Origin of the sequence: Jannaschia seosinensis (assembly GCF_001408515.1) — a bacterium.
GTDB classification, from domain to species: domain Bacteria; phylum Pseudomonadota; class Alphaproteobacteria; order Rhodobacterales; family Rhodobacteraceae; genus Jannaschia; species Jannaschia seosinensis.
This window is the reverse complement of the sequence record NZ_CYPR01000224.1, coordinates 1-16,781: the sequence shown is the minus strand read 5'-3', so window position 1 is coordinate 16,781 and position 16,781 is coordinate 1. Positions and strand designations below refer to the sequence as shown.

Below are 16,781 nucleotides of genomic sequence, written 5' to 3'. Positions count from 1 at the left end.
TTTCCCTTACGCGGATAGCAAAGGGGATATTGTTTTTACTAAGAAATTCCATCCAGCCTGCGCCGACAAACTCGCGATCGGCAAGCAGCAGACGGATGGTCGTCGCGGGAAAATTCGCGAGATATCGCTCCATCAGGGCGATGCGCATGTCGGTGTCGGAACACCCGCGGCCTTCGATCAGGCTCCAGACCTGGGGGACGCGGAAACGACGGGTGACGACTGCGAGCACGAGAAAGTTCACCTCGGTCTTGCCGATCTGCCAGTTGGTGCGGTCGAGCGCGAGCAGCCACGATTTGTTCAGGCCCAACAGCCGGACCAGAAGCGGGAGCGACCAGTCCTCGTCGAGATGGACGTGCTGGAAGAAGCGTTGCAACCGACGGTATGTTGACGAGGTCAGAGCCGATCCCGGTCGTTCGCAGGCAAGATGGCCGAGGTTCACGCTGCGCGCGCTGACCATGCCGATGACGATCATGCAAATCGTCTCCAGACGGCTCTTGCTCAAGTCGAGATCTGGACGCAGAATATTCGTGAGGGCGGAGATGGCGTGGTGAAGCATCGGATGTTTCCTTGGTCGGAGTCATCCAGTTGAAGCCATCCAGCCGCCCTCAGCCAGCACTGTGTCGTGTAGTGTGGAATCTTTGGCGTCGATAACCAAAAAATACAGAGTTTCAGACGGTTACGCCACCTCCGCCGCCTTCTCGTGAATTATCCGGGTTAACTGCTCAACCGGATTGTCCGTCCCTTCTTTCATCCGGAGGCGCGGCACCCATGTCGGAAAACACATCCATCCTCGAGCTGCCCCTGATTCAGGCGAATCAGGCGCAGAAGCACGTCACCCATAACGAGGCGATCCGGCGGCTCGATGCGCTGGTCCAGCCGGTCGCCGTGGATCTCGACCGCACCGAGCCGCCGGTCGACCCGGCTTCGGGCGACAGGCATCTTGTCGCCGCGGGGGCGACGGGCGAATGGGCGGGACAGGACAACATGATCGCGGTGCGCGAGGATGCCGCGTGGATTTTCATCCGACCGGAGCGCGGCTGGCGGACACACGTGATTGCCGCGGGCGCCGACGCGGTGTTCGACGGGGCGGGCTGGCAGGTTGATGTCTTGGAGCGGGTCGACCGGCTGGGTATCGCCACGGGGGCCGACGACACCAACCGGCTTGCGGTCGCGGGGGATGCCACGCTGCTGACCCATGCGGGTGCCGGCCATCAGGTCAAGATCAACAAGGCGACGGCTGGCGATACCGGGTCGCTCCTGTTCCAGACGGGGTGGTCGGGCCGGGCAGAGATGGGATGCGCCGGATCGGATGCCTTCTCGATCAAGGTCTCGCAGGACGGGGGGCTGTGGCGGGCCGCGCTGGTGGTCGATCCCGCGACGGGCGCCGTGTCCTTCCCCTCGGGCCTGCGCAGCGTGCGCCAGCGGACCTTTGGAAGCCGTTTCCCCTGTCAGGTCGACGGGCAGTGGACGACCTGTCCGGATCCCGACGGCACAGGGACCGATAGCGCGGGTGGCAATGCGGGAACCGGGACGGAGCCGGAGGTCGATTGGCGCTGGATGGGCGTGGCGCTCCGGGCGGGCGAAACGGTGACCGGCCTGCATGCGTTGTTGCGCACAGCCGCCGAAGTTTCCCGCATCGACCTGCGCATCGTGTTTCAGTGCGGGCCGGAGACTGGCGTGTGGTATTCGGATGCGGTCACCGAACGGACGGTGCTGGCTGCGTCGGACGCGGTTGCCGTGGGCGCGGCGTGGACGGCTTATGCCCCCGCCATCACGTCCTTCGTTGCGCCGCGCGACGGTTTCTTGATCCCGTTCCTGCGGCCAAGCGTGGCACCGGCGACGGCGTCCTACATCCAGGCTGCGATGACACTCGACGTCCTCGCATGAGAACGGCGGCGCCGGGCGGTCAATCCGTCAGGCGCCGCACGAGAGCGGGCAAGCCCGAACGCCAGTCGGGCCGCTCGATGCCGAACGTCTCCCGCAGGGTGGTGCAATCCAGCCGGGAATTGGCGGGCCGGGCGGCCGGTGTCGGCCAGTCTGCCGCGGGGATGCCTTCCACCTCCACATTCATGTTCGCCGCCTCGAAGATGGCGCGCGCGAAACCCGCCCAACTCGTGTCCGGGGCGCCGGCAAAGTGATGGATGCCCGAAGGGGCCCCATTCGTCAGCGCATGGGCGATCGTCAGGCAGGCGGAGGCGATGGCAGAGGCCGGGGTCGGGCCGCCGATCTGATCCTCCACGACGCGGAGCCGGTCGCGCGTCGCGCCGACCCGGAGCATGGTCTTGGGGAAGTTCGTGCCATGCGCCGAGAAGACCCAGGAGGTGCGCAGGATGACATATGCCGCCCCGCCTGCGCGCACAGCCTGCTCTCCGGCCAGCTTCGTGCGTCCGTAGGCCCCGAGCGGCGCGGTCGGATCATCGGGGGCGAACGGCGTCTCGCCCGCGCCGTCGAACACGTAATCGGTCGAGATGTGGACGAGGGGGACGCCGAGCACGTTGCAGGCCCGCGCGATCTCGCCCGGCGCCTTGGCGTTCAGGCGGTAGGCGGCATCCTCGGACGCCTCCGCGCCGTCCACGTCGGTCCAGGCGGCGGCGTTGATGACCGCGCGGGGGCGGGCCTGCCGAATGGCGGCCTCGGCGGTGCCGGGAACGTCCAGATCGGCCTCGGCGCGCCCGAGGCAGGTGACGTCGTCGGATGCGGCGGCGAGTTCGCGCGCCACCTGACCGGACCTCCCGAAGACGAGCACGCTCATGCCGTCTTCCCCAGCCGCTCGCCCACGCCCGAGCGGTCCAGAAGCGGGCGCCACCAATCCTCGCGGTCGAGATACCAGCGCACGGTACGCTCCAGCCCCTCCTCCAGCGTGACCGAAGGCCGCCAGCCCAGCTCGTCGCGGATGCGGGACGGGTCGATGGCATAGCGCGCGTCGTGGCCGGGTCGATCCGTCACGAATTCGATCAGCCGGTCATGCGGCGCGGCTTCGGGGCGCAAATCGTCGAGAATGCCACAGATGGTGCGGACGAGGTCGATGTTGCGCGCTTCGTTCTCGCCGCCGATGGCGTAGCTGCGCCCGACCTTGCCGCGCCGCAGAACGGTGAGAAGCGCGTCGGCGTGGTCCTCGACATAGAGCCAGTCGCGGACGTTCAGACCCTGCCCGTAGACCGGGATTGGCCGCCCGTGCATCGCGTTCAGGATCACCACGGGCACGAGTTTTTCGGGAAAGTGGAACGGCCCGTAATTGTTCGAGCAATTCGTCAGCAGGACCGGCAGGCCGTAGGTCTCGTGCCAGGCGCGCACGAGATGGTCGCTCGCCGCCTTGGTGGCGGAATAGGGGCTGCGCGGATCGTAGGGCGTGGTTTCGGTGAACTGCCCCTCGGATCCGAGGCTGCCGAAGACCTCGTCGGTGGAGATGTGGTGGAACCGGAACGTATCGGGCCGGCCTGCCTGCACCCAATGCGCGCGCGCGGCCTCCAGGAGATTGTAGGTGCCGGTGACGTTGGTGGCTACAAAGGCACCGGGGCCGTCGATTGACCGGTCGACATGGCTCTCGGCGGCAAGATGCATCACGGCGTCGGGCGCATGTTCGGCGAACGCCCGGTCCAGCGCGGGACGGTCCGTGATGTCCGCGTGGACGAAGGCGTAGTTCGGCGCATCCGCGACCTCGGCCACGTTCGCCTCGCAGGCGGCGTAGGTCAGGGCGTCAAGATTGACGACATCGAGCCCCGCGCGCACGGCCTGACGGATGACGGCCGATCCGATGAATCCGGCCCCGCCGGTAACCAGAAGCTTCACGATGCGGCCTCGTAGGTGAACGGCGTGTCGAAACTGGCCAGTGCCGGGGCGGCCGCGTCCTTGTCCGAAAGGATCGGATCCGCGTCGAGGCCCCATTCGATGCCGCAACTGTCCCACCGGACCGCGCCGTCACAGGACGGAGCGTAGAAATCGGTGCATTTGTAGACGATTTCGGTCTCGGGTTCGCGGGTCACGAAGCCGTGGGCGAACCCGGCGGGGACCCACAGCATCCGGCCATTCTGCGCGCTCAGCTCCGCACCGGTCCAGCGGCCGTAGGTGGGAGAGCCGCGGCGGATGTCCACCGCCACATCGAAGAGCCGGCCGCGGCCGCAGCGCACGAGCTTGCCCTGCGCGTGAGGGGGCGCCTGGAAATGCAGGCCCCGCAAGGTGCCCGGCTTTTCGGAGAGGGAATGGTTGTCCTGGACGAATTCCGCCGCAAGCCCCGCCTCGGCGAAGGCGCGGGCGTTCCATGTCTCGGCGAAGAAGCCCCGCGCGTCGCCGAACCGGCGGGGCGTGATCAGCTTCACGCCGGGAAGGTCGGTATCTTCGATCTGCATGGTTGCGTCTCTCCGCGTGATCCCGCCGCGCTCATAGCGGGGGGGCGGTCAGAAACGCAACGCCCCGCCGGTTGCGTGCCCGATCCGGTCGGTAACGGCGACAAGGCGTTCCGCGATGCCGGGCTCGGACAGGGCGTGACCCGCGAAGGGCGCGATGTCCAGACGGGCGGCGGGCCAGCCCGCGGCCAGCAGATGCGCCGAGGCGGGCGGACAGATCATGTCGAAGCGCCCCTGCACGATGTCGCCGGGCACCTCCCGCAGCAGGCCGATATTGGCCCGGATCCAGCAATCGTGCTCGAGAAAGCCCCGATGGGTGAAGTAGTGATTTTCCAGCCGTGCGAAGGCGCGGGCATATTCGCCGCCCGGCTCGCCCGAACGTCCCTGACTTGCGACCGAGGCGAGGGCGTTCTCCCACGCGGCCCAGGCGCGGGCGAAGCGGACCTGTTCGTGCGGGGCCGTGTCGAAGAGGCGGACATTGTAGGCGGCGACCAGATCGCCATGCTCGCTCTCGGGGATCATTCCGGCGAAGCGCTGCCACTGCTCGGGCCAGAACGCGCCCGCGCCGCCGCCGTAGAACCAGTCAAGCTCCCGCTGCTCCATCAGGAACACGCCGCGCAGGATCAGATGCGCCGCGCGGTCGCGATGCGTGAGCGCGTAGATCAGCGCCAGCGTCGCCCCCCAGGATCCGCCGAACACGGCCCATTTCTCGATGCCCAGAAGATTGCGCAGGTGTTCGATGTCGTCGACCAGGTGCCACGTCGTGTTGTCGCGCACGCTTGCATGGGGGCGCGACCGGCCGCAGCCGCGCTGGTCGAACAGGATCACGCGCCAGACCTTCGGGTCGAAGAAGCGCCGCATCATCGGGCTGCACCCGCCGCCCGGACCGCCATGCAGCACCACGACCGGCAGGCCATCGGGATTGCCGCATTGCTCGACATAGAGCGTGTGTCCGTCGCCCACCTCGACCATGCGCTGGTCGAACGGGTCCAGGGGCGGGTAGAGCGCGGTGGCGATGCTTTGACGCGGGTTCTGATCCATGCCCGCCCTATATAGACCGGCGGGCGCATGTCACCATGGGGGGTGTGCCCTTGCGCAGCACAGATTCCGCCACGGCAAGAGAGAACGACATGACCACCATCGACGACGCCGAAATCGCGAAGTTCCAGGCCATGGCGGCGGAATGGTGGGATCCGCAGGGGAAATTCAAGCCGCTGCACATGCTCAACCCCTGCCGGCTGGATTACATCACCACGCAGATCGCCGGGGAGTTCGACCGCGACCTGACGGAAGGGCAGCCGTTCGCGGGGCTGCGCGTGCTCGACATCGGTTGCGGCGGGGGGCTGTTGTCGGAGCCGATGGCGCGACTGGGTGCCCACGTGGTCGGCGTCGACGCGGCGGAGCGCAACATTCCCGTGGCCGAGGCCCATGCCGCGCAATCGGGGCTGGAGATTGATTACCGGCACACTTCGGCGGAGGCCCTGGTCGAGGCGGGCGAGCCGTCCTTCGACGTCGTTCTCAACATGGAGGTGGTGGAGCATGTGGCCGACCCGTTGGCCTATCTCACCGCCTGCCAGAGGCTGCTCCGGCCGGGCGGCCTGATGATCTGCTCGACGATCAACCGCAATCCCAAGAGCTATGCCATGGCGATCTTCGGGGCCGAGCAGGTGATGCGCTGGCTGCCGAAGGGCACGCATGAATGGTCGAAATTCATCACGCCGGAGGAGCTCTACAACCTGATCCGGCGCGCCGGGCTCGATCCGGTTGATCGGACGGGGTTCGTCTTCAATCCGCTGACCTGGAGCTGGCGTCTGTCGGAGCGGGATCTGTCGGTGAATTATGTCACCGCGAGCGTGAAGCCCGAGGCGTGACGCTCAGGCGCCGTACCGGGCCAGGAACATCTCGACCGCGCCGTCGATGACGCGGCGCTTTTCGGTGTCGGTCGCGGATTTGCGGATGCCGAAGACCAGCTCGGGGAACAGGCTCGATTTGCACAGCTCGGCGAACTGATCGGCGGCGAGTTCGAGGTCGTCGATGACGAGGTGACCCTCCTCCACCGCGCCACGCAGATACGCGACCATCCGCGTGCGGAAATGCTTCGGCCCGGTCTCGTAGAATTCCCGTCCGAGTTCGGGAAAGCGGTCGCTTTCGGCGACGCACATGCGAAAGATGGACTGGCCGAATTCGGACAGGAAGAACGACAACATCCGCTCCGCCGCGACCGACAGGACCTCGCGCGGATCGCTGTCATCCGACAGCATCGCGTTGGCCTCCTCGATCTGAAGGCTGCACTCGGCCTTGGCCACCTCCATGAAGAGCAGGCGCTTGTCCGCGAAATAGCTGTAGAGCGTGGCTTTCGAGACGCCGGCCGCCCGGGCAATCGCGTCGACGCTGGCCCCCTCGTACCCGTCCGCCAGAAAGACCTGACGGGCGCCTTCGAGCACCTGATCGAATTTTCGACCTTTCTTGATCGGCGTGGCGTCGTTCATTTTGCGTACCTCTCTGCACGGAACATAGACACCGTCGGAACCCGCACAAGCCGCGCGGAACGCAGGGTGCCGCAGGGGAAAGCAGGCGGCGGCGGCGCGGGACGGGCCGGGGTGGCCGCCTTCGGGCCGTGCGGATCACCCCTGGGAACGGATGCCCGCGCCTCCCGCCCGCTCGCAGCGATGGACAGCCCCCACGCCGCCCGGTAGCCCTGCGGCCATGTTCGCCATCTTCCTCAAGACGCTGCCGTTCTTCGCGCTTATCGCGCTGGGATACATGGCGGGGCGGACGCGGTTCTTCACCGCCGAGGCGACGGCCTATCTGACGAAATTCGTGTTCTATTTCGCGCTTTCCGCGATGCTCTTCGAATTCGCGGCGAACCTGTCCCTGACCGAGATCTTCGACCCGCGTTTCGTCGGCGCGTATCTGCTGGGAACGGGCGCGATTTATCTGGTCGCCACGATCGTCGGTCTGCTGCGCCGCATTCCCGTGGCCGAGGCGGCGGTGGAGGCGCAATGCGCCGTGATCGGGAATGTGGGCTTCCTCGGGATCCCGATGTTCGTGCTACTGCTCGGGCCGGCCAGCGCGGGGCCGATGCTGATGGTGCTGGCGACGGATCTCATCGTGTTCTCGTCGTTGATCGTGGTCCTCGTCACCGGCTCCCGGGAGGGGCGGGTATCGGTCCTCACGCTGCGCAACGTCGCGCTCGGGCTGGCGAAGAACCCGATGATCGTCTCGATCGTGGTGGGGATCGCCTGGTCGGCCACGGGCCGCGCGCTCTGGACTCCGGTGGACGAGTTCGTGTCGATCCTCGGGGCGGCCGCCACGCCCGGCGCGCTCTTCGCCATCGGCGCCTCGCTCGCCGGCAAGAGCGCGGAGCGGGTCTCGGTCGCGGGCTGGCTGACGTTCTGCAAGCTGGTGCTGCATCCGGCGGCGGTGGCGCTGATGGCTTTCGTGCTGTTTCCGGTGGCCGATCCCTTCGCCGCGTCGGTCATGGTGTCGGCGGCCGCGTTGCCTGTGGCCGGAAACGTCTACATGCTGGCGCAGCATTATGGCGTCGCCCCGCAACGTGTCTCGGCCGCGATCCTCGTGTCGACGGCCCTGTCCATAATCACCGTCTCGGTCGTGATCGGCCTGCTTACCGGAGGAACCTGAATGAGAATTGTATCCGAAAACCGCTGCTTCGGCGGCACCCAAGGCGTCCATGTCCACGCATCCGAGGCCACCGGCACGGAAATGACGTTCGGCCTGTTCCGGCCGGAATATCCGACGGGGGCGGTGCTTTGGTACCTGTCGGGCCTGACCTGCACCCATGAGAACGCGATGACCAAGGCCGGGTTGCAGGGCTGGGCGGCGGAGACGGGGATGACGGTGGTGTTCCCGGACACGTCCCCGCGCGGGGCGGACCTGCCCGACGACGACGCGTTCGACATGGGGCAGGGCGCCTCCTTCTACGTGGACGCCACCGAGGAGCCTTGGGCGCGGAATTTCCGGATGGAGCGCTACATCACCGCCGACCTGCCGGAGACGGTGTTCGCCGCCTTCGATCTCGACGAGACGCGGCAGGCGATCACCGGTCATTCCATGGGCGGCCACGGCGCGCTGACGCTGGCGATGAAGCATCCCGGCCGCTACCGCTCGGTCTCGGCCTTCTCGCCGATCTGCAACCCGTCCGAAAGCGATTGGGGCGTGCCGCAGCTGACCGCCTATACCGGCGATCCGAAGGCACATGACGCGACGATTCTGATGGCCGAAAGGGGCCTGTCGGCGCCGCTCCTGATCGATACGGGCACCGACGACCAATTCCGGGACAAGCTGGGCACCGCCGCCTTCGCACAGGCCGTGGGCACGCGCCATGCCGAAGCCGTGATCCGCCAGCAGCGCGGCTACGACCATTCCTATTTCTTCGTCTCGACCTTTGCCGCCGACCACGTCGCCTTTCACGCCGAGCATCTTGCATGACCCCGCCCGAGGCCGTGATCTTCGACATCGGCAACGTGCTGATCGAGTGGCAGCCGGAGCGGTTCTACGACGCCCGGATCGGCGCGGAACGGCGGCGCGCGATGTTCGCGGCGGTCGATCTGCACGGGATGAACGACCGCGTCGACATGGGCCAGGGCTTTCGGGACGTCATCTACGAAGTGGCCGAGGCCAACCCGGAATGGCGTGCCGAAATCCGGATGTGGCACGATCACTGGCTCGACCTCGCCGCGCCCGTCATCGACCGCTCCGTGCGCCTGATGCGGGCGCTGCGCGCGCGGGGCCTGCCGGTGCATGCGCTGACCAATTTCGGGATCGAGAGCTTCGCGCTGGCCAGCGGCCATTACACCTTCCTAGGCGAGTTCGACCGCCCGTTCGTCTCGGGGCACATGGCGGTCATCAAGCCCGCGCCGCGCATCTACGAAATGGTCGAGGCCGATCTGGGGCTCTCGGGCGACCGGCTGTTCTTCACCGACGACCGGCGCGACAATATCGATGCCGCCGCCGCGCGGGGCTGGCGGACGCATCTCTTCGAGGGGCCGGACGGACTCGCGGACCGGCTGGTGGCCGAAGGACTTCTGAGCGCGGAGGACGCAGCATGACCATCCCATTCATCGGACCCGAGGCCGAGGCGAAGCTCGACTGGATGGCCCTGACCCGTGCGCTGGCGGCCGGCCACGACCTGCCGCGGGCGGAGGTGGACGACACGTTTCTCTATCGCGGCGACGACACGATCCTCAGCCGGGCGGCCTGGATCGACGGGCTTGGCGCGCTGGTGAAGACGGCGACGATCTTCCCCGGAAACCGGGCGCGTGGAATGCCAACGATTGGCGGCGCGGTGTCGCTATTCTCCGATACCGACGGCACGCTCGCCGCGATGCTCGACTTCGCGCTGGTGACCAAGTGGAAGACGGCGGGCGACTCGCTTCTGGCGGCGACGCGGCTGGCCCGGCCCGACAGCCGCCGGGTCCTGATCGTGGGATCCGGAAGCGTCGCAGCCTCCCTGCACCAAGCCTATTTCGCGGCCTTCCCCGACGCCTCCTTCGCCGTCTGGTCGCGCACGGAGGACAGCGCACGGGCCTTCGCCGAGACGCATGGCATCGATCAGGCGCCCGACCTCGCCGCCGCCGTGCCGGAGGCCGATATCGTCACCTGCGCCACCATGGCGACGGCACCGGTTTTGCGCGGGGAATGGCTTCGGCCCGGCCAGCATGTCGATCTGATCGGCGCCTACCGCCCCGACATGCGCGAGGCCGATGACGAGGCCCTGCGCCGGGCGCGGCTGTTCGTGGATGCCCGGGCCACGACGCTCGACCATATCGGGGAGCTCAAGATCCCGCTGGCCGACGGGATCATCGCGCGCGACGACGTGGTTGCCGATTATTACGACGGCGCTGCCATGCGGCGCGGCTCCGACGAGGAGATCACGATGTTCAAGAATGGCGGCGGCGCGCATCTGGACCTGATGACGGCGCGCTACATCCTCGATGCCGCGGGCTGAGCCCGCTCAGAGATAGCCTTCGGACCGGAACGACAGTTCCGTCGCCTTGCCCACGATCAGGTGGTCGTGAAGCACGATGCCCAGCACACCGGCGGCGTCCCGGATGGCATATGTCATCGTGATGTCCGCCTCGCTGGGCGTCGGGTCGCCGGAGGGATGGTTGTGCACCAGGATGATCGCCGAGGCATTGAGCGCCAGCGCCCGCTTGACCACCTCGCGCGGATAGACGGGCACGTGATCGACCGTGCCCTCGGCCAGCTCCTCATCCGCAATCAGCACGTTGCGCCGGTCGAGATAAAGCACCCGGAACCGCTCCGTATCCTGATGCGACAGGGCCGAGCGCAGGTATTCCAGAAGCGCGGACCAGCTCGACAGGACCGGACGCTTGATGACCTTGGCGCGCGCCATGCGGTGCCCGACCGCCTCGATGATCTTGAGTTGCTCGATAACGGCCTGCCCTGCGCCCTTGACCTCGGCCAGACGCTCCGGCGGCGCGGCGAGCACGCGATTGAGATCCCCGAACACGCGCAGCAGCCGCTTCGCCAGCGGCTTGGTATCGCCACGCGGCAGGGCGCGGAACAGGATCATCTCCAGCAATTCGTAATCCGGCATGGCCGCCGCCCCGCCTTCCATGAAACGCTGCCGCAGGCGCGCGCGATGAGCGAGGCGGTGGTCGCGCTCCTCGTCATCGGTCGCGGCGCCCTGCTCCGGCGCCGCGGGCGGGCCGGCGAACAGGTCGGGAAACGGGGCCTCGTGGAAGGCAGGCGCGGGATCGTGGCTCATACAAGACAGATCGACGCATTTCCATTAAAACGGCGTTAATCGGGAGCTTGCGTCGTGTGGAACCGCCCCGCAGGTGACAGGGTGAAGATCTCCGCCCCCGTCGCTGTCACGCCGATCGAATGTTCGAACTGCGCCGACAATTTCTTGTCGCGGGTGATCGCGGTCCAGTCATCCCCGAGGATCTTCGTCTCGGGCCGGCCGAGATTCACCATCGGCTCGATGGTGAAGAACATCCCTTCCTCCAGAACCGCCATAGTGCCGGGCCGCCCGTAATGGAGCACGTTGGGCGGGGCATGGAATACCCGGCCCAGCCCGTGCCCGCAGAAGTCGCGCACCACCGACATGCCATGCCCCTCGGCATAGCTCTGGATGGCGTGGCCGATATCGCCGAACGTATTGCCGGGGCGCACTGCCTCGATCCCTTTCATCAGCGAATCATGCGTCACCTGCATCAACCGCTCGGCAAAGGGCTTGGCCTTGCCGGCCACGAACATCCGGCTCGAATCGCCGTACCAGCCGCCTTTGACCACGGTGACGTCGATGTTCAGGATATCGCCGTCCTTGAGCGTGTCGTCCCGGCGTCCCGGTATCTTGCCGCCGGGAATGCCGTGGCACACGACGTGGTTCACGCTGATGCAGCTCGCGTGCTGATACCCCTTGTAGCCGATCGTGGCCGATGTCGCGCCGGCCTCGTCCACCCACCGGGTGATGAGCGCGTCGAGCGCCGCCGTCGTCTGCCCGACCGCGACATGATCCGCGATCCGGTCGAGGATCTCCGCCGTAAGCCGCCCGGCCGCATGCATTCCCGCGAAATCCGCATCCTCATGGATACGGATTCCTTCCCTGGTCAATCGGCCACGATGCTCTTCCACGATGCCTCTCCCGGTATTCGCGGCCCGACATAGGCAAAGACAGCGCGATTATCCACCGTCCCCCGCAGTGGCGCGGGAGGACGCCCCGCCCTATACCACAGGGAGCCCTACAGGAGATGCGAGATGCCCAACCCGACCGCCGCCATGCTTGTCATCGGAGACGAGATCCTGTCGGGGCGCACACGCGATGCGAACATGCATCATCTGGCGGGCCAACTGACCGGGCGGGGCATCACGCTGGGCGAGGTGCGGATCGTCTCCGACGATCACGACGCCATCGTCGGCGCTCTGAACGCGCTACGCGGGGGCTGGGACCATGTGTTCACGTCCGGCGGGATCGGGCCCACCCATGACGACATCACCGCCGACGCCGTGGGCGCGGCCTTCGGCGTTCCGGTCGATGTGCGCGACGATGCCCGCACATTGCTGGCCGAGCATTACGCGAAGACCGGGGCCGACCTGAACGCGGCCCGCCTGCGCATGGCGCGCATCCCGCAGGGTGCCACGCTGATCGACAATCCGGTCTCCGTCGCGCCCGGTTTCACCATCGGCAACGTCCACGTCATGGCCGGGGTGCCGAGCGTGTTCGAGGCAATGGTGGCCAGCGTCCTGCCGACGCTGACGGGCGGCGCGCCGCTGCAATCGACCTCCACCCGGATCGAGCGGGGGGAGGGGGATATCGCCGGGCCGCTCGCCGATCTGGCGCGGGAATATCCGGATCTGGCGATCGGATCCTATCCCTACCAGAAGGACGGCCGCTTCGGTGCGAACATCGTGATCCGGGGCGACGACCGTGCCCGCCTCGACGCGGCGACGGCAAGGCTGGGGACGATGTTCGGATGAGCGACGGCCCGCCGGATGTCTCGCCGGATGCCCTGCCGGACGGGGCGGAGATCATGGCGGCCATCCGGGCCACGTGGCCGCCCTCGCGGCTCGACCGGATCGGGCCCTTCGACCTGCCGGCCGAGCGGCGGGGAACGCGCCGCGCCACGTCCGCGCGTCTGAGGCCGGGCGCGGTCGCGACAACGGACGACATCGCCGCCGTGGAGGACGCGCGCCCGGGCACGGTCTTCGGCACGCGGGACGGGGCGGAGGACGCGTTTGCCGATCTCCTGGCGCGGCGGGGCTATGCCATGGAGGGGGCGTCGGTGCTGCTCGCGGGGCCGCTCGACCCGCTGCTGGCCGACCCGCCGCCGCCCGTCAGCGGCTTTCCCCACTGGCCGCCGCTGGCGATCTGCGACGCGCTCTGGGACGCGCATGGCAACGAGGCCGACCGCCGCCGCCCGACTCATCGCGCCCAACATCCGAAGGCGGCGATCCTGCTGCGGCTGGACGATCGCGCGGCCGGTACGCTCTTCGCCGCGATTCACGAGGGGCTCGCGGTCTGTCACATGGTCCTGACGTTGCCGCGCTTCCGCCGTCAGGGCGTGGGGATGCTGGGGATGCGCCATGTTGCCCGCTGGGCCCGCGAATACGGCGCGCATCACGTTGCGATGCCGGTCGAGGCGAACAACGACGCCGCGCTTGCGTTGTATGACCGCGCGGGCCTCGTGCGGCGCGGAGGATACCGATATTGGAGCCCGCAATGACCCAGGAAATGCCGACCGCCCTCGATCTGCCGCCGCTCGACCCGCTGCCGCCCGAGACGCAGCGCTACTTCGACATCTGCGTCGACAAGCTGGGCTTCGTGCCGAACGTCCTGCGCGCCTATGCCTTCGACATCGACAAGCTGAACGCCTTCACGGCGATGTACAACGACCTGATGCTCGGACCGTCCAGCCTGTCCAAGCTGGAGCGCGAGATGATCGCCGTTGCCGTCTCGGCCGAGAACCGGTGCTTTTACTGTCTGGTGGCCCATGGCGCCGCCGTCCGGCAGCTTTCGGGCGATCCGGCCTTGGGCGAGGCGATCGCGATGAACTATCGGATGGCGCCGATCGATGCGCGGCAGCGGGCGATGCTCGACTTCGCCGTTCGCATGACGCGCGCCTCCGCCGAAATCGAGGAGGCCGACCGCGCGCGCCTGCGCGAATACGGCCTGAGAGATCGGGACATCTTCGACCTCGCCGCCGTGGCGGGATTTTTCAACATGACGAACCGGGTCGCCTCGGCGACCGCGATGCGGCCGAACCCGGAATATCACGGTCAGGCGCGGTGATCCGCGCGCTGCCCCTTGTGATGATCGCCATGCCGGCCTGGGCCGTCGAGCCGGTCCTGCCGCCGGACGCGACGGAGACGTTCACGCGGGTCGAGGCGCTCGGCTCGCACCGGGTGGCGACGGGGCCGCATGACGGCACGCTTCCAGTGGAAATCGCCGAGGGCGCCGTGACGCGCCGTGTCTGGCGGATGGCCGCGTCCGACGGAACCTTGGCGATCATGGGACCGTTACGCGATGCCTTGGAGGCCGACGGCTGGCAAGTCGTCTTCGCCTGCGAGGCGCGCGGTTGCGGCGGCTTCGAGTTCCGGTTCGCGATCAACGTGACCCGCGCCCCCGAGATGTTCGTGGATCTGGCCGATTTCCGCTACCTTGCCGCCCGACGCGGTTCGGAATGGGTGACCGCCTTGATCAGCCGGTCGGGCGACGCGGCCTATGTCCAGACCACCGAGGTCGATCCCGATGCGGAGGTCGAAGAGGTGACGGGAAGCGCTCCGGCCGCCGTAGCCCCCGTCGCCGCGCTCCCGCAGGGTGAGGTCGCGACGGCCCTGCGCGAGGTCGGTCACGCGGTGCTGTCGGATCTGGAATTCGAAACCGGGTCCGCCGCTTTGCAGGGCGCGGAATACGAGTCCCTCGCCGCGTTGGCGGAGTGGCTGGCGGACAATCCGGATGCCACGGTCGCGCTGGTCGGGCATACGGATGCGCAGGGCGGGGCGGCAGGCAATCTGGCCATCTCGCGCCGCCGGGCCGAAAGCGCGCGCGATCTGCTGATCCGCCGCCATGGCATCGCCTCCGGTCGCCTCGAAACCCACGGCGTCGGCTCTTTTGCACCGATCGCCCCCAACGACACCGAAGCGGGGCGCGAGGCGAACCGGCGTGTCGAGGCGGTGGTGACGTCGCAGGATTGATCCCGGCCGCTCCGGTCCGGGAACGACGGAAGGCCTCACCAGTCGCCCGGGCCCTTTTCACGAAAGCTGTCGACGAGGAAGTCGATGAAGGCGCGCACCTTCGGCTGCGTGTAGCGGCCCGGCGGATAGACCGCGTAAACACCCTGCGTCTCGGGCGCCATGCCTTTGATCGCGGGCACGAGGCGGCCATCCTTCATCGCTTCCGCGTAGAGGAAGTCGGGGAGGAACGCGATGCCCAACCCGTTGATCGCCGCGTTGAGCAGCGACTGCCCGTCATTCACCGTCAGCCAACCGGCGGACCGGACCTGACGTTTCTCGCCCGAAGGCGCCGTCAGCTTCCAGACCGAACCGGTCGCCTGATTGGAATAATGCAGAAGCTTGTGTTCGTTGAGGTCGTCGATCCGCCGCGGGCGGCCATATTCCTCAAGATATTGCGGCGAGGCAATCATCTGCTTGTGCGTCTCGGCCAGCTTGCGCGCCCGGAGGGAGCTGTCCTCCAGATCGCCGATGCGCACGGCTAGGTCGAAGCCTTCTGAGATCAATTCCACATAGCGGTTGTCGAGGAGCATGTTGACGGTAATCTCGGGATATTCGTGCAGGAACGCCCCCAGAATCGGCGACAGGTGGTTCACCCCGAAATCCGTCGCCACGGAGACCCGCAGGATACCCGATGGCGCGCTCTGCATCGACGTGACCAGCGCATCGGCCTCGCCCGCATCGTTGAGGACGCGGCGCGCGCGGTCGTAATAGGCCAGCCCGATCTCGGTCGGCGAGACGCGGCGGGTGGTTCGGTTGAGAAGGCGGGCGCCCAGACGCGTCTCGAGCGAGGAGACATGTTTGGAAACGGCCGATTTCGAGATACCCAGCTTGCGGGCGGCATCGGTGAAACCGCCTTGATCGACGACCGTTGCGAAGGCTTCCATTTCTGACAGTCGATCCATTTTGGCAGGCCTTTGACTAGATCAATTTGTCAAAGACAGATGCCGCCGGATTGCGGCGACACCGTGCCCCGGACCGGCCAATCATGGGATCGTTTCGGGATTAAACCGGGGCAGGAAACGACGAAGGTGTCTTATCAACCTTTTGTTAACAATCGCATTATTCGAATGACGCCATTCCGTGGCACACTACACGACACAGTGCTGGCTGAGGGCGGCTGGATGGCTTCAACTGGATGACTCCGACCAAGGAAACATCCGATGCTTCACCACGCCATCTCCGCCCTCACGAATATCCTGCGTCCAGATCTCGACTTGAGCAAGAGCCGTCTGGAGACGATTTGCATGATCGTCATCGGCATGGTCAGCGCGCGCAGCGTGAACCTCGGCCATCTTGCCTGCGAACGACCGGGATCGGCTCTGACCTCGTCAACATACCGTCGGTTGCAACGCTTCTTCCAGCACGTCCATCTCGACGAGGACTGGTCGCTCCCGCTTCTGGTCCGGCTGTTGGGCCTGAACAAATCGTGGCTGCTCGCGCTCGACCGCACCAACTGGCAGATCGGCAAGACCGAGGTGAACTTTCTCGTGCTCGCAGTCGTCACCCGTCGTTTCCGCGTCCCCCAGGTCTGGAGCCTGATCGAAGGCCGCGGGTGTTCCGACACCGACATGCGCATCGCCCTGATGGAGCGATATCTCGCGAATTTTCCCGCGACGACCATCCGTCTGCTGCTTGCCGATCGCGAGTTTGTCGGCGCAGGCTGGATGGAATTTCTTAGTAAAAACAATATCCCCTTTGCTATCCGCGTAAGGGAAA

Annotated in this window: 20 protein-coding genes; 11 read left to right on the top strand and 9 right to left on the bottom strand. The window is 66.9% G+C overall.

What is annotated here, in order from left to right:
• A partial coding sequence (locus tag JSE7799_RS16700) for a transposase family protein (RefSeq protein ID WP_503089893.1) occupies positions 1-556 on the bottom strand: 556 nt, incomplete at its 3' end.
• 212 nt (positions 557-768) lie between these two features.
• On the opposite strand from JSE7799_RS16700, the gene JSE7799_RS16695 reads away from it, so the two are divergent.
• On the top strand, positions 769-1,887 hold the full coding sequence (locus JSE7799_RS16695; RefSeq protein WP_055664612.1) for a DUF2793 domain-containing protein: 1,119 nt from the start codon (positions 769-771) through the stop codon (positions 1,885-1,887).
• 19 nt (positions 1,888-1,906) lie between these two features.
• Here the strand turns inward: JSE7799_RS16695 and rfbD are convergent, their stop codons facing one another.
• From rfbD to pip, 4 genes are read right to left on the bottom strand one after another with little or no spacing between them, the layout of a single operon-like run.
• Entirely contained in the window at positions 1,907-2,752 is an 846-nt protein-coding gene (gene rfbD / locus JSE7799_RS16690) for a dTDP-4-dehydrorhamnose reductase (RefSeq protein WP_055664611.1), read from the bottom strand.
• Positions 2,749-3,789 (bottom strand): dTDP-glucose 4,6-dehydratase, encoded by a 1,041-nt coding sequence (rfbB, locus tag JSE7799_RS16685; protein ID WP_055664610.1) that lies wholly within the window; start codon positions 3,787-3,789, stop codon positions 2,749-2,751. The genes rfbD and rfbB overlap by 4 nt, the downstream gene beginning before the upstream one ends.
• The gene (rfbC, locus tag JSE7799_RS16680; RefSeq protein ID WP_055664609.1) at positions 3,786-4,346 is read right to left on the bottom strand and encodes a dTDP-4-dehydrorhamnose 3,5-epimerase; all 561 of its coding nucleotides are present in this window, start codon (positions 4,344-4,346) and stop codon (positions 3,786-3,788) included. The genes rfbB and rfbC overlap by 4 nt, the downstream gene beginning before the upstream one ends.
• Before the next feature lie 48 nt (positions 4,347-4,394).
• Positions 4,395-5,384 (bottom strand): prolyl aminopeptidase, encoded by a 990-nt coding sequence (gene pip / locus JSE7799_RS16675; protein WP_055664608.1) that lies wholly within the window; start codon positions 5,382-5,384, stop codon positions 4,395-4,397.
• Between the two features lie 89 nt (positions 5,385-5,473).
• Between pip and ubiG the strand changes: the two genes are divergently transcribed.
• The gene (gene ubiG, locus JSE7799_RS16670; protein ID WP_055664607.1) at positions 5,474-6,214 is read left to right on the top strand and encodes a bifunctional 2-polyprenyl-6-hydroxyphenol methylase/3-demethylubiquinol 3-O-methyltransferase UbiG; all 741 of its coding nucleotides are present in this window, start codon (positions 5,474-5,476) and stop codon (positions 6,212-6,214) included.
• Positions 6,215-6,217: 3 nt separating this feature from the next.
• Here the strand turns inward: ubiG and JSE7799_RS16665 are convergent, their stop codons facing one another.
• Positions 6,218-6,832, bottom strand: a complete 615-nt coding sequence (locus JSE7799_RS16665) for a TetR/AcrR family transcriptional regulator (protein WP_055664606.1) — start codon at positions 6,830-6,832, stop codon at positions 6,218-6,220.
• A gap of 217 nt (positions 6,833-7,049) precedes the next feature.
• Between JSE7799_RS16665 and JSE7799_RS16660 the strand changes: the two genes are divergently transcribed.
• The 4 genes from JSE7799_RS16660 to JSE7799_RS16645 are packed head-to-tail and all read left to right on the top strand — an operon-like array spanning position 7,050 to position 10,311.
• Positions 7,050-7,985 (top strand): AEC family transporter, encoded by a 936-nt coding sequence (locus JSE7799_RS16660; protein ID WP_055664605.1) that lies wholly within the window; start codon positions 7,050-7,052, stop codon positions 7,983-7,985.
• Entirely contained in the window at positions 7,986-8,792 is an 807-nt protein-coding gene (gene fghA, locus JSE7799_RS16655; RefSeq protein ID WP_055664604.1) for an S-formylglutathione hydrolase, read from the top strand.
• A complete protein-coding gene (locus JSE7799_RS16650) occupies positions 8,789-9,412 on the top strand; it encodes an HAD-IA family hydrolase (RefSeq protein WP_055664603.1) in 624 nt (207 codons plus the stop codon). Before fghA ends, JSE7799_RS16650 begins: the two co-directional genes overlap by 4 nt.
• Entirely contained in the window at positions 9,409-10,311 is a 903-nt protein-coding gene (locus JSE7799_RS16645) for an ornithine cyclodeaminase family protein (RefSeq protein ID WP_055664602.1), read from the top strand. Before JSE7799_RS16650 ends, JSE7799_RS16645 begins: the two co-directional genes overlap by 4 nt.
• 6 nt (positions 10,312-10,317) lie before the next feature.
• Here the strand turns inward: JSE7799_RS16645 and radC are convergent, their stop codons facing one another.
• Entirely contained in the window at positions 10,318-11,094 is a 777-nt protein-coding gene (gene radC / locus JSE7799_RS16640; protein ID WP_055664601.1) for a RadC family protein, read from the bottom strand.
• A 35-nt stretch (positions 11,095-11,129) separates the two neighbouring features.
• A complete protein-coding gene (gene map / locus JSE7799_RS16635) occupies positions 11,130-11,966 on the bottom strand; it encodes a type I methionyl aminopeptidase (protein WP_055664600.1) in 837 nt (278 codons plus the stop codon).
• Positions 11,967-12,089: 123 nt separating this feature from the next.
• Between map and JSE7799_RS16630 the strand changes: the two genes are divergently transcribed.
• The 4 genes from JSE7799_RS16630 to JSE7799_RS16615 are packed head-to-tail and all read left to right on the top strand — an operon-like array spanning position 12,090 to position 15,026.
• A complete protein-coding gene (locus tag JSE7799_RS16630; protein WP_055664599.1) occupies positions 12,090-12,809 on the top strand; it encodes a competence/damage-inducible protein A in 720 nt (239 codons plus the stop codon).
• Entirely contained in the window at positions 12,806-13,555 is a 750-nt protein-coding gene (locus JSE7799_RS16625; protein WP_055664598.1) for a GNAT family N-acetyltransferase, read from the top strand. The genes JSE7799_RS16630 and JSE7799_RS16625 overlap by 4 nt, the downstream gene beginning before the upstream one ends.
• On the top strand, positions 13,552-14,121 hold the full coding sequence (locus JSE7799_RS16620) for a peroxidase-related enzyme (protein WP_055664597.1): 570 nt from the start codon (positions 13,552-13,554) through the stop codon (positions 14,119-14,121). Before JSE7799_RS16625 ends, JSE7799_RS16620 begins: the two co-directional genes overlap by 4 nt.
• Positions 14,118-15,026, top strand: coding sequence for an OmpA family protein (locus tag JSE7799_RS16615; RefSeq protein WP_055664596.1), 909 nt, complete (start codon positions 14,118-14,120; stop codon positions 15,024-15,026). The genes JSE7799_RS16620 and JSE7799_RS16615 overlap by 4 nt, the downstream gene beginning before the upstream one ends.
• A gap of 35 nt (positions 15,027-15,061) precedes the next feature.
• Here JSE7799_RS16615 and JSE7799_RS16610 read toward each other — a convergent pair whose 3' ends face one another.
• Entirely contained in the window at positions 15,062-15,967 is a 906-nt protein-coding gene (locus tag JSE7799_RS16610; protein ID WP_055664595.1) for a LysR family transcriptional regulator, read from the bottom strand.
• A 258-nt stretch (positions 15,968-16,225) separates the two neighbouring features.
• On the opposite strand from JSE7799_RS16610, the gene JSE7799_RS16605 reads away from it, so the two are divergent.
• Positions 16,226-16,781: transposase family protein (locus tag JSE7799_RS16605; RefSeq protein ID WP_503089893.1), on the top strand; the 556-nt coding region annotated here is incomplete at its 3' end.